General features: G+C 63.6%; 12 protein-coding genes. 10 read left to right on the top strand and 2 right to left on the bottom strand.

Annotated elements, in window-relative coordinates:
- Positions 1-183: 183 nt before the first annotated feature.
- From ACQY7X_RS21670 to ACQY7X_RS21625, 10 genes are all read left to right on the top strand, one after another.
- Positions 184-1,518 (top strand): flagellar hook protein FlgE, encoded by a 1,335-nt coding sequence (locus tag ACQY7X_RS21670; RefSeq protein WP_428247571.1) that lies wholly within the window; start codon positions 184-186, stop codon positions 1,516-1,518.
- Between the two features lie 30 nt (positions 1,519-1,548).
- On the top strand, positions 1,549-2,226 hold the full coding sequence (locus ACQY7X_RS21665; protein WP_428247570.1) for a flagellar hook assembly protein FlgD: 678 nt from the start codon (positions 1,549-1,551) through the stop codon (positions 2,224-2,226).
- A 146-nt stretch (positions 2,227-2,372) separates the two neighbouring features.
- Positions 2,373-2,936 carry a lipocalin family protein gene (locus ACQY7X_RS21660; RefSeq protein ID WP_428247569.1) on the top strand — a complete coding sequence of 188 codons (564 nt, stop codon included), beginning with the start codon at positions 2,373-2,375 and terminating at the stop codon, positions 2,934-2,936.
- Between the two features lie 83 nt (positions 2,937-3,019).
- Positions 3,020-5,395 carry a response regulator gene (locus ACQY7X_RS21655; RefSeq protein WP_428247568.1) on the top strand — a complete coding sequence of 792 codons (2,376 nt, stop codon included), beginning with the start codon at positions 3,020-3,022 and terminating at the stop codon, positions 5,393-5,395.
- 44 nt (positions 5,396-5,439) lie between these two features.
- Positions 5,440-6,066: a hypothetical protein gene (locus ACQY7X_RS21650; protein WP_428247567.1), complete on the top strand. Its 627-nt coding sequence runs from the start codon at positions 5,440-5,442 to the stop codon at positions 6,064-6,066.
- Between the two features lie 124 nt (positions 6,067-6,190).
- A complete protein-coding gene (locus ACQY7X_RS21645) occupies positions 6,191-6,313 on the top strand; it encodes a hypothetical protein (RefSeq protein WP_428247566.1) in 123 nt (40 codons plus the stop codon).
- Positions 6,314-6,535: 222 nt separating this feature from the next.
- Positions 6,536-7,621 carry a recombinase RecA gene (gene recA, locus ACQY7X_RS21640; protein ID WP_428247565.1) on the top strand — a complete coding sequence of 362 codons (1,086 nt, stop codon included), beginning with the start codon at positions 6,536-6,538 and terminating at the stop codon, positions 7,619-7,621.
- Between the two features lie 209 nt (positions 7,622-7,830).
- Positions 7,831-8,547 (top strand): ribonuclease activity regulator RraA, encoded by a 717-nt coding sequence (locus tag ACQY7X_RS21635; protein WP_428247564.1) that lies wholly within the window; start codon positions 7,831-7,833, stop codon positions 8,545-8,547.
- Between the two features lie 7 nt (positions 8,548-8,554).
- Entirely contained in the window at positions 8,555-10,294 is a 1,740-nt protein-coding gene (locus ACQY7X_RS21630; protein ID WP_428247563.1) for an IlvD/Edd family dehydratase, read from the top strand.
- A 69-nt stretch (positions 10,295-10,363) separates the two neighbouring features.
- Complete coding sequence (locus ACQY7X_RS21625) at positions 10,364-10,597, top strand: hypothetical protein (RefSeq protein ID WP_428247562.1); 234 nt, start codon at positions 10,364-10,366, stop codon at positions 10,595-10,597.
- Between the two features lie 634 nt (positions 10,598-11,231).
- Here ACQY7X_RS21625 and ACQY7X_RS21620 read toward each other — a convergent pair.
- Positions 11,232-12,515 (bottom strand): FCSD flavin-binding domain-containing protein, encoded by a 1,284-nt coding sequence (locus ACQY7X_RS21620; protein ID WP_428247561.1) that lies wholly within the window; start codon positions 12,513-12,515, stop codon positions 11,232-11,234.
- Between the two features lie 11 nt (positions 12,516-12,526).
- Entirely contained in the window at positions 12,527-12,862 is a 336-nt protein-coding gene (locus tag ACQY7X_RS21615; RefSeq protein ID WP_428247560.1) for a c-type cytochrome, read from the bottom strand.
- Positions 12,863-12,865: the final 3 nt, after the last annotated feature.

The raw sequence follows: 12,865 nt of genomic DNA, 5'->3' as shown, positions 1-12,865 counted from the left end.
CACAATCTGCCGGGATGTTATCCACAGCTTTAGGTTAACCCTGATTAACCCTGCGGTAATAATTCTTAAGATTGAATGACTTAAGTATTTTTTCCTATTTTGGCATGCGCCTTGCTCTCCAGAGGTTGCGGTTCCACCGCGCACCCGAATCCCCGGGGGCCAAACCGAACGAGAGGAGACAGCATGTCCATCAGTGCCGCGATGCAGGCGGCCTTGGCCGGCCTGAACGGCCAGGCCGCCGCCATCGGCTTCATATCCGACAACGTCGCCAATGCCTCCACGCCTGGCTACAAGAAGGTGGAGTCGCGTTTCTCCACGCTGATCACGCAATCCAGCGCGCAGGCCAACAGCCATTCGCCGGGCGGCGTGCAGAACCGCCCGTTCTTCGCCAACAACGCCCAAGGGCCGATCCAGCAGGTGGCGTCGGGCACTTCCTTCGCGGTCTCGGGCGATGGCTTCATCCCGGTCTCGAAGCAGGTCGGCATCGGCGCCGATGGCCAGCCCGTTTTCGAGCAGACGGCGTATTACACGCGGGTCGGCGATTTCACCCAGAATACCAAGGGCTATCTCGTCAACTCGTCGGGCTACTACCTGCAAGGCTGGGCGGTCGATCCGGTGACCGGCGTGGTGGATAGCTCGCAGACCCGGGAAATCCGCGTCTCCGACCTGCTCGACCAGCCGGTGCAGACCAGCCTGATCGAGTATTCCGCCACGCTGCCGGCCAATGCGGTGGATACCGATGGCAATCTGCCGGCGACGCTGCCGGTTTCCTCCTTCCAGGTCTATGACGCGCTCGGCAATGCCCGCACGGTGAACCTGACCTGGACCCGCACCGCCGCCAGCGAATGGGAATTGACCATCGACGCGCCGGGCAGCACGCCGGCAAGCTTCGGCCCGGCCACGGTCAGTTTCGGCGGCGATGTGAACGGCACCAACGCGCCAGCCGGCACCATCTCTGGCCTCGGCACCGCCGGCGGCCTCAATGGCAGCATCGGCACGGCTTTGGGCGACAATGCCGCCTTCAGCTTCGATCTCGATTTCGGCTCGGGGCCGCAGGCGGTGCAGCTTGATCTCGGAGCCTTCGGCTCCACCAACGGCACCACGCAGTTCGGCGGCACCACGCTGCAGCTCAACGACCTGCAGCAGAACGGCGTGCCGCAGGGCAATTACAAGAGCCTGGCGATCGATGCCAACGGCATGGTCTCGGTCACCTTCGACAACGGCAATGTGAAAACCTTCTTCCAGGTGCCGCTGGCGAAATTCCGCGATCCCACCGAACTCGACCGCGTCGATGGCAATGCCTTCGTCGCCACGCCGCAATCGGGCAGTGCCGTGCTCGGCCAGGCCGGCGGCAGCGGCGTCGGCAATATCGTCGCCTCGGCCATCGAGCAGTCCAACGTCGATATCGCCGAGGAGTTCGCCAAGATGATCGTGGCGCAGCGGGCCTATTCGGCCAATGCGCGGCTGGTCACCGTGGCCGACGAATTGCTCCAGGAAACCCTCAACATCAGCCGCTGATCCACCCGCGCAAACAAAAGGAACAACACCATGACCATGATTTCCACTGTCGGCACCGGCAGCAACACCCAGAACACGGCGCAGACTGCTTCATCCAACAAGCTCACCGCCGATATGCAGACTTTCCTGAAGCTGCTCACCACGCAGCTCAAGAACCAGGACCCGACCAATCCGATGGACCCGAAGGATTTCACCGAGCAACTGGTGCAGTTCTCGCAGATCGAGCAGCAGATCCAGCAGACCGGCAAGCTCGACCAGATTCTTGCCGCGCTGGATGGCAGCAAGTCGAGTGACGCGCTGGCCTATATCGGCAAGGAAGTGCAGGCGATGGGCAACGTGAATTACCTGGAGGATGGCGAGGCCAAATTCTCCTATGGTGTGCCCAAGGGCGCGGTCACGGTGGAGATCAAGGTCTACGACGAGGATGGCGAACTGCTCTATACCGGGGCTGGCAACACCGCCAATGGCCGCCATGATTTCACCTGGGATGGCAAAACCACCGAAGGCGTGCAGAAGCCAGATGGCGGCGCCTACAAGGTCGAGGTGACGGCCAAGGATGCCAAGGGCGAGAAGCTGGAAACCGATGTGCTGGTGCGCGGCGTGGTCGATGCGGTCGAAACCGTGGATGGCAAGGCCTATCTGGTGATCGGCAAGCTGGGTATCGATCCCGATGAAGTAGTGCTGTCGCGCCAGCCTGCCGACGCGTGACACTCTGCTGCCCCGAGCAGCAGGGTGTCATACCGGGCCGGTGTCCGGAATTTGATGGGCCAGGAGTTTGAAGCGCAGGGATTTGAATAGCCGGGGGTTTGAAAATGCCGGTGCAGTGGCTTACCTCTGGGGACATGATCTCACGCTTGCGCAATCTGCTCCTGGTTCCCGTCGCCGCGCTGTTGCTTGGCTGCACCGCGCCGCCGGATGGCGTGACGCCGGTATCTGATTTCGATACCGGTCGCTATCTCGGGCAATGGTACGAGATAGCCCGGCTGGATCACCGCTTCGAGCGCGGCCTGGCGAATGTGACGGCGCAGTATGAGGCCAATGCGGATGGCACCCTGCGTGTCATCAATCGGGGCCTGGAGCGCGACACCTGCAAGTGGAAACAGGCCGAGGGCAAGGCCAGGTTTCTCGGCGCGCCCTCCATCGCCAGCCTCAGCGTCACATTCTTCTGGCCGTTCTCGGGCGGGTATCACGTCTTTGCCCTCGACCGGCAGGATTATGCCTGGGCCATGGTTTCCGGTCCGTCGCGGGAATATCTGTGGATACTGGCCCGGCGGCCCGAACTGGATGCGGCAACGCAGGCGCGGCTGATCGAACAGGCGCGGGCATTGGGGTTTGAAACCGCGGCGCTGATCATGGTCGATCAATCCACGCCGCCCTGCGCCCCAGCCAGCGTCCCCGCCACCGTTTCGGGCCAGTGAAACAGCCTGCTTGACGCCCCAGCACGGCAACGCCCATAACCGAAGCTGCGGAAAGCCGCAGAGTCGGTTATGGAGAGTCGGTTATGGCGCAAACATGGTTGTCCGGCCTGCTGGGTGGCAATGCCGCCCCGGACCGTGCGGCTTTGGCGCAGGTGATCGCCGATGCCGCGCCCCATGCCCGCGTCATCACCCGTGCCGGTTCGGGCAAGGGCCTCGTCGTCGTCTGTGCCAATGCCATCTATGGCCGCCTGGCGCAAAGCTGCGGCCAGCCCGAACGGGTCTCGCCGCTGGAACTCGCCAGCCAGGTGCAAGCAGCCCTTGAGCGTTTGAGCCGCCGGGTGCCGGCTTCCGGCGCGGTGACCGATCAGGTGACGCTGCGCCGCGCCGATGGTGCTGAACTGTGGCTGGCGGTCAGCGTCATGGTGCGGCCCGACGAGCCTTCCGAACTGATCTGGGACCTGGCCGATATCACCCATGAGCATCATGCGCTGATGGACATGGCGGTGCAGCGCGATGCGCTGGCGGGTTTTCTCGACAACGCCCCGGTGGGGCTTTATTCCATCGCGCCGGATGGGCATTTCCTGTTCGCCAACCGCACCTTCTCGGCCTGGCTCGGCCTTTCCCCGGATGCGCTGACCGGCGGCGCGCTGAAACTCAATGACGTGCTGCTGCCCGCCGATGAGTCGGGTACTGGCACTGGTACTGGTTCTGGCCGTGCCATCACGCCGGATTGGGAAGGCGGCGAGGCCAAGCTCAGCCCGCCCGGCACCGCGCATGGCTCGGCCGCCGAGCCGCTGCGGCTGGTCGGCGTCAGCCAGACGCCGGTGCCGGGGCCGGATGGTCATGTCGCGCGCTATTCCGCCGTGGTGCATGACCTGAGCCGCGAATTGCGCGTGCGCGGCACGCTGCGGCCGGTGGAAGCCGAGTTCCGCCGCTTCTTCGATCAGGCGCCGATTGGCATCCTGGTGCTGGATGCCGCCGGCAGCATCATCGAGGGCAACGCGGCTTTCGGCGTGCTCTGCGGCCGCCATGACTGGCCGGGCCAGCGCCTTGCCGCCGTGGTGCGCGAGGAGGATGGCGCCGAACTGAACCGCCATCTCATGGCGGTGCGGCGCAACGAAGCCGTGACACGGCCGCTGGAAGTGCGCTTTCCGGGCCAGGATGCGGCGAGACCGCGCATCGCGGAATTGTTCGCCGCTTCGCTCGATGCCGGTGCCGACAGCCAGGCGACACAGCTGGTCTATCTGGTCGACACCACGCACCAGCGCAACCTGCAACAGCAATTCAATCAGAGCCAGAAGATGCAGGCGGTGGGCCAGCTTGCCGGCGGCATCGCGCATGACTTCAACAACCTGCTCACCGCCATGATCGGCTTCTGCGACCTGCTGCTGCAACGCCACCAGCCGGGCGACCAGAGCTTCGCCGATATCATGCAGGTGAAGCAGAATGCCAATCGCGCCGCCAACCTGGTGCGCCAGCTGCTCGCCTTCTCGCGCCAGCAGACCCTGATGCCCAAGGTGCTGGATGTCACCGATGTGCTGGCCGATCTGCGCAACCTGATTGGCCGCCTGATCGGTGAGACCATCCAGCTTCGCCTGGTGCATGGCCGCGATCTCGGCCTGGTGCGGGTCGATCAGGGCCAGCTTGAACAGGTGATCATCAATCTGGCAGTGAATGCCCGCGATGCCATGCTGCAGGGTACTGGCGCCAGTGGAAGCGGGGGCGGCGAATTGCGCATCCGCACCGCCTATTGGCGGCCGCAGCAGCCGAGCCTGACGCTCGGCGGCGAAATGATGCCACCCGGCGATTATGTGCTGATCGAGGTTAGCGACAGCGGCCATGGCATCGCGCCGGAGAATCTGGCGAAGATTTTTGATCCCTTCTTCACCACCAAGGCGGTGGGCGCCGGCACCGGCCTGGGGCTTTCCACGGTCTACGGCATCATCAAGCAGACCGGCGGCTTCATCCAGGTGGAAAGCGAAGTGGGGCAGGGCGCCATCTTCCGCATCTTCCTGCCGCGCCATGAGCCGAGCGCCACCGAGCGTTCCGCTGCGCGCGAGGATAGCCCGGCGGTTGCCGCGCCCGATCTCACCGGCCAGGGCCTGGTGCTGCTGGTGGAGGACGAGGATGCGGTGCGCGCCTTCGCCACCCGGGCTTTGCGCAACAAGGGCTATACCGTGATAGAGGCCAATTCCGGCGAGCAGGCGCTGAGCCTGCCCGAGGAACAGCTTGATCGCGTCGAGGTGCTGGTGACCGACGTGGTGATGCCGAACATGGACGGGCCGACCTTGGCCGAACACATGCGCCAGCGCCGCCCGGATCTGAAGATCCTGTTCATCTCCGGCTATGCCGAGGATGCGCTGCGGCGCAGCCTCGCCAACGCCGATAACGTGTCATTCCTGCCCAAGCCGTTCTCGCTCAGCCAGCTCGCCGGCAAGTTGAAGGATGTGATGGGCTGACGAGGGCTACGGTTCTTCCGCAACAATGTGAGGTCCGCTTCCCGATGAGCAGCAAGATGATCTCCCCACTTCCCGCTGAAAGGAAGCTATCGAACTTCTGGCTGTATATGGATTTCAAGCCGCTCTGCCTGGCACTGATCGGCTTCTTCATTGTCGGCCTGTTTGTGCTCAGCTTCGGTTTTTTGAAACAGGCAAACGCACTACCTGGCTGGCTCTCGCCGTTGACCGATGCGTTCAATGGCTATGCGGTCGACAAGATATGGGCTGTTGAGAATGTCGACCGCTTCGGTAGTTCCTATTCAAGAGCCGAACGGGAGCTGCTGAAGTTCATGTTCGGCATCTCTTTCGCAGTGGCTGTTTTATATAATTTCTATGCCCTTGCTTTTGTTCTTCGGCAGCTACCTCGTTTGAGGAGGGCATTCTCCGGCGTAAATGCCGAGGTGCGCAAAGTGATTATCAGCCTCATCCTTGGAGAAGCACTGCTCGCATTTTCCATTTTTGATGGGCAGTTGTTTTTGAGTCCTGGTGGCCGCTTCGGCAGTTTTGCCTCGAACCCCCTGCCTGCCTTTTTCTACTTAGTTTTTTGCTACTTGACGATGCTCTTTGCGTCGTGGGCGCGCAGGATCGTGGCCGTACAAGTCCATCTGACATTTCACAACGATGAATTCTAAGGAGTAGCCTTTGTTTGATCGAGCGCCGCCTGGGCGCTGCGCAACAAGGGCTACGCTGTGATCGAGGTCAATTCCGGCGAGCACGAGGCTGAGCCTGCCGGAAGCCGAACTCGACCGCATCGAGATGCTGGTTGATGCCGAGGATGCCCTGCGCCGCGGCCTCGCCAATGCCGACAACGTGTCGTTCCTGCCCAAGCCGTTCTCGCTCAGCCAGCTCGCCGGCAAGTTGAAGGAAGTGATGGGCTGACAGCCGCAGCCTGTGGCCGTTCCATGGGAATCGCTGTTCCGCTCCAGGAAACAGGAACGGGCCGGAACAGAGCCGCGATTGTTCCCAGAACAAAGCAAAAAAATGAGGGAAACCAGCGGGTTATAAATTTCGCTGGACAGGGCATACAAAGTTAGAACATATACGGGGTTAACCGAGCCTCGTTGCAATTCCGCGGGGGCCGTGAAAGGATGGGGTCCACCAATGGCAGCCTCTGCCGCCGCTACTTCCGCCAGCATCCGTTTAGTGGACAAAGACAACATGGATAAGGGTAAAGCTCTCGAAGCCGCGCTCAGCCAGATCGAGCGTTCCTTCGGCAAGGGCTCGATCATGCGCCTCGGCCAGCGCCAGAGCATGGAGGTGGAGGAAATCTCCACCGGTTCGCTCGGCCTGGATATCGCGCTCGGCATCGGCGGCCTGCCCAAGGGCCGCATCATCGAAATCTACGGCCCGGAATCCTCGGGCAAGACCACCGTGGCCCTGCATGTGGTGGCGGAAGCCCAGAAGCGCGGCGGCACCTGCGCCTTCGTCGATGCCGAACACGCGCTCGACCCGGCCTATGCCCGCAAGCTCGGTGTGAATATCGGCGACCTGCTGATCTCGCAGCCCGATACGGGCGAGCAGGCGCTTGAGATCGCCGATACCCTGGTGCGTTCCGGCGCCATCGAGGTGCTGGTGGTCGACTCCGTCGCCGCCCTGGTGCCGAAGGCGGAACTGGAAGGCGAGATGGGCGATTCGCTGCCCGGCCTGCAGGCCCGCCTGATGAGCCAGGCGCTGCGCAAGCTCACCGCGTCGATTTCCAAGTCGAACTGCATGGTGATCTTCATCAACCAGATCCGCATGAAGATCGGCGTCATGTTCGGCAACCCGGAAACCACCACCGGCGGCCATGCGCTGAAATTCTATGCGTCCGTGCGCCTCGATATCCGCCGCATCGGCGCGATCAAGAACAAGGACGACGTGGTCGGCAACCAGACCCGCGTCAAGGTAGTGAAGAACAAGGTGGCGCCGCCGTTCAAGGTGGTCGAGTTCGACATCATGTATGGCGAAGGCATTTCCAAGACCGGCGAGCTGGTCGATCTCGGCGTCAAGGCCAATGTGGTCGAGAAGTCGGGCGCCTGGTTTTCCTTCGACAGCCAGCGCATCGGCCAGGGCCGTGAGCAGGCGAAGAACTTCCTGAAAGAGAATCCCGAAGTCGCGGCCAAGATCGAGGCTGCGGTTCGCGCCAATGCCGGCGTGGTGGCCGCTGCCATCGATGCCGGCCCGGGCGAGGATGACGACGACGAATAGATTCTAGTTTTCCCAGCGTGGGCAGCCGGTAATCCACGGCTTCCCCCACGATTTTTCTCCTCCATGGGACCCCCGGCGCCGGAACTCGGCGCCGGGGTTTTTTTTGGCCCCACGCCTGGCTTTTCGTTCCGACCCGTGCCGCTGCGCGGTTCCAACCGCCGGGCCGGTTGCTATAGTGGCGGCAACACATAGCCGGAGGAAACACGCCCATGTCCGTCGAAGCGCAGCCGCTCGATCCCCAGGTGATCGAAACCCTGAAGGGCATCACCACCGCCACGCTGACCACGGTGCTGCTGAAGAAGGGCCTGCGCAATGTCTGGCTGCGCGGCGCCAAGCCGCTGAAGCCGGGCCAGCCGCGCCTCGTCGGCCGTGCCTTCACGTTGCGCTTCGTGCCGGCGCGCGAGGATCTGGCAACACCGGAATCCTGGGCCTCGCCGAAATCCACCCGGGGCGCCATCGAGGCGATGCCGGCGGGCTGCATTGCCGTGGTCGATGCCATGGGCGTGAAAGACGCTGGCATCTTCGGCGACATCCTCTGCGCCCGCATGCAGAAGCGCGGCGTCACCGCCCTGATCACCGATGGCGTGGTGCGCGATGTTGCCGGCGTGCTCGGCACCGGCCTGCCGGTGTGGTGCGATGGCTATGCCGCGCCGCCCTCCGTGGCCGGCCTCACCTTTGTTGACTGGCAGGAGCCGATTGCCTGCGGCGGTGTCGCCGTGTTCCCGAACGACATCATCGTGGTGGATGACGATGGCGCGGTGCTGATCCCGCAGGCTTTGCTCGAAGCCGTGCTGCCGCTGGCCGTCGAGCAGGAGCGCCAGGAAGCCTGGATCATGGGCGAGATTGATGCCGGCGTGCCGCTGCCCGGCCTCTATCCGCCGAACGAAGCCACCAAGGCGCGCTACGAAGCCTCGAAGAAGAAGTGAGCCGGTCATGAGCCAGGGTGACAGCAAGAGGGGCCAGGGCGCCAGCAAGAGAGGATTGCGCAAGGGCCTGACCAGCTACGGCGATGCCGAATTCTCGCTGTTCCTGCGCAAGGTGTTCATCAAGGCCGCCGGTTATTCCGACGATGCGCTGGACCGGCCCATCGTCGGCATCACCAATACCTACAGCGATTTCAATCCCTGCCATGGCAATGTGCCGGATTTGATCGAGGCGGTGAAGCGCGGCGTCATGCTGTCGGGCGCGCTGCCGATGGTGTTTCCCACCATCTCGATCCATGAAAGTTTCGCCCATCCCACTTCGATGTTCCTGCGCAATCTGATGGCGATGGATACCGAGGAGATGCTGCGCGCCCAGCCGATGGATGCCGTGGTGCTGATCGGCGGCTGCGACAAGACCGTGCCGGCGCAGCTCATGGGCGCCATCAGCACCGATCTGCCCACCGTGTTCCTGCCCGTCGGCCCGATGGTGGTGGGGCATCACCAGGGCGAGGTGCTCGGCGCCTGCACCGATTGCCGCCGGCTCTGGGGCAGCTATCGCGGCGGCCAGATGCAGGAAGCCGAGATCGAAGCGGTGTCGAACCGCCTGGCGCCGTCGGTCGGCACCTGCATGGTGATGGGCACCGCCTCCACCATGGCCTGCATTTCCGAAGCCCTCGGCTTCACCCTGCCACTTGGCGCCACCGTGCCGGCACCCCATGCCGAGCGCCGCCGCATCGCGGAAGCCTCCGGCAAGCGCGCCGCTGAAATGGCCAAGAGTGGTGGGCCGAAGCCCAGCGAGCTGATGACGCCGGCCAGTTTGCGTAACGCGCAAGTGGTGCTGCAAGCCATCGGCGGCTCCACCAACGGCATCGTGCATCTCGCCGCCATGGCTGGCCGTGCCGGGCTGGAGCTTGATCTGAACAGCTTCGACGAGATCGGCCGCTCCACCCCGGTGTTGATCGACCTCAAGCCCTCGGGCAACGACTACATGGAGCATTTCCATCATGCCGGCGGCCTGCCGCGCCTGATGCGTGAACTGGCCGACCTGCTGGATCTTTCCGCGCCCACGGTGGCCGGCGGCACCCTGGCCGATGTGGTGGCTGGCGCCGAGGAAGTGCGCGGCCAGACCGCGATCCGTCCGCGCGGCAATCCCTTGAAGGCCGAGGGCGGCATGGCGGTGCTGCACGGCAACCTGGCGCCGCGCGGTGCGGTGATCAAGCAGGCGGCGGCTTCGCCCAAGCTGATGCAGCATGAGGGTCGCGCCGTGGTGTTCACCTCGGTGGAGGACATGACCAACCGCGTCGATGACCCGGCGCTGGATGTGACCGCCGATGACGTGCTGGTGCTGCTCAATGCCGGCCCGAAAGGCGCGCCCGGCATGCCGGAAGCCGGCTATCTGCCGATTCCGAAAAAACTGGCGCGCCAGGGCGTGAAGGACATGGTGCGCATCTCCGATGCGCGCATGAGCGGCACCGCCTTCGGTACCATCGTATTGCATATCACACCAGAATCCGCTGATGGCGGTCCGCTCGGCCTGGTGCGCAACGGCGACCGCATCCGCCTGGATGTGGCAAAGCGCCGCATCGATCTGCTGGTGGATAATGACGAATTGTCACGCCGCGCCGCCGAGCCGGTGACGCTGCCGCATGAAGCGCCAACGCGTGGCTATGCCAAGCTGTACATGGATACGGTGCTGCAAGCGGATGGTGGCTGCGATTTTGACTTCCTGGTACCGCCGAAGCAATCCTAGGAAGAGTCGTCGCGGCGGCGCCGACGGAGAAGTGTTGCATTGCCGGGCGAACTGGCTTATCCCGGAACCATGCTTCCCGAATCATTCATCTTTGGCAGCCAGCGCTTCTTCCCGAAGGATACCGACGTGATCGTCGCGCGTTGGTGCGCCGATCAGGGTCGCACGCTGGATGATATCGCTCCCAAGGTCGGCCTCTCGCGCATGGCGCTCAGCCTGATCCTGCGCGGCATCGATCCGGTCACCCCGGCCATCGAGCGCAAGCTGCGCGAATTGATGACCGGCGCGCATCAGCGCACGGCTTGAGGCCCTAAGCGCAACGCCGAAGGCGTTGTGGGTGCAGAGGCCCGAAGGACTTGGCCCTCCAGGGGGCATTCAGGCCGTCACTGCTGGGCCTGTACAACCCTCAGCCATAGTTGCTCAAGACAGTCAGGCAAGCCCTCTGGGGAAGTGGAATGGCTTTCAGCCACTTCTTCTCCCCTAATCATGAGACTCAAATGCACCGCCCAACGATTTGCATCCGATGGTGTCAGCCATATTTGGCCAATCAATTCACCCCGTGAGGTTTCTATCGGTATGGAGCGGACCGAATAATCTTTGAAGGTCTTGGCCAAGCGTAGGCCACGTTTATGCACCCACTGATCTAGTGCGGCATCGATTGCGGCAAATTCAGTATCCGGTGGCATAGCATGCATGACCTTAGGGGATTGAATGTTGCCCCCGCAAGACCACAGATTGTTGACCATATCGGCATTGGCGGTGATCCTTGGCGAGACTGAGGTCGCTTCGCGTCTTGGCGTCACCCCCGCGAAAGCGGGGGTCCCATTTCAGTCCATAATGGGATACCCGCTTTCGCGGGTATGACAATGAGGTGGCGGTGTTGAAAACGAAAAAGCCCGGCCTGTGAGGGCCGGGCTTTCGTTAAGCGATGCAGTGCGCCTTAGCCGAAGCTGTCGGCGATGATGCCGGCATACCAGCCCAGCGTATGCTCGGCTTCCTGCTTGCGGAAGGCGGCATCGGCGCGGGCGGGGCTGACGCCGCCGCTGTTCGGCACTTCCGCCACGGTTTCGCCGGGGCGGTAGGTGCCGGTGACCGAGATGCCGTAATCCGGCGACACCAGACTGTAGCAGGTGTTGTGGAACACGGCCGGCGGGGCAGCCTGGCCACGCAGCGAGGCGACGATAGCCGCCGCCACCACCTTGGCCTGGCTGTTCGCCGCCGAGCCGGATTTCGGCATCGCACCGGCAATCGAGGCGTCGCCCAGCACATGCACATCGGCTGCCTTGCGCGAGGCAAAGTTCTTCGGATCGACCGCGCACCAGCCATTGCTTTCGGCCAGCCCGGCATCGATGGCGATCTTGCCGGCGGTCTGCGGCGGGATCAGGTTCAGCACATTGGCCTTCTCGGTTCCGAAGCCGGCCTTGATGCTGAGATTGGCGACATCCACTTCCTCCACCTTGCCGCCATCCTTGCCGGCGACCCAGGTGATCATGCCGGGATATTCCGACTCCCAGGCGGCCTGGAACAGGCCCTGCTTGGAGAAGGCATCCTTGGCGTCGAAGATCAGGATCTTCGACTTCGGCTTCTTGGTCTTGAGATACCAGGCGATCATGCTCACCCGCTCATACGGCCCTGGCGGGCAGCGGAACGGATTGGCCGGCGGCGCGATGATCACGGTACCGCCATCGGGCATGGCTTCAAGCTGGCGGCGCAGCAAAGCGGTCTGCGCCCCGGCCTTCCAGGCATGCGGTACGCGCTCGGCGCCCTTTTCGCTGTAGCCCGGCACGCCGCCGTAATTCAGTTCGATACCCGGTGCCACCACCAGCTTGTCGTAGGGCAGCACGGCACCATCGGCCAGCCGCACGCGCTTGGCGCCGGTGTCGATGGCGGTGGCGGAAGCGCGCACCAGCTTTACGCCCCAGCGCTGCTGCAAGGGATCGCGGCGATGCTGGATCGAGTCCAGGCTGCGCACGCCGGCCAGCACGTAGTTGGAGAACGGGCAGGTGGTGTAGAGCGCGTCGCGGTCGATCAGCGTCACCTCAAGGCTGGGATCGAACAGCTTGAGATAGCGCGCCGCGGTGGCGCCGCCGAAGCCGCCGCCGACCACGACGACGCGGGCCGGGGCATTGCGGTTGACCTGGGCGGCGGCGAAGCCGGGCAGGGTGAGGGTGGCGCTGGCGGCAAGGCCGGCGCCGAGCAGTTGACGGCGATTGAAGTCGGTCATGGCATCCCCCTTTAGTTGCGCGCCAGATGCTCGGCGATCGCCTTGAGCTGATCGTCCGAATAGCCGCGCGCGATGCGGCCCATGATGGTGGAGGGCTTCTTGTTGGTCTTCACCTCGATCAGCGCCTCATACAGCGTCTTGGCATCCACGCCATGGATCGGCGGCATGGTCGGCGACACATAGGTGGGGCTGCCATGGCAGAGGTTGCAGGTCTGGGCCGCGAAGGCGGCTTCCGACAATTGTTGCGGGGCCTGCTGCGCCAGCGCCTGGGACGGGGCAGCAAGCCCTAGGCCGGCCGCGAGCACAATGGCAAGGCTGGGGGCGGCGAGAATGGTGGGGCGGTACATCGA

The sequence above is a fragment of the Ferrovibrio sp. genome, from assembly GCF_965278975.1.
GTDB lineage: Bacteria > Pseudomonadota > Alphaproteobacteria > Ferrovibrionales > Ferrovibrionaceae > Ferrovibrio.
Note: the sequence above shows the minus strand (reverse complement) of the source record. Positions and strands in the feature narration are given on the sequence as shown.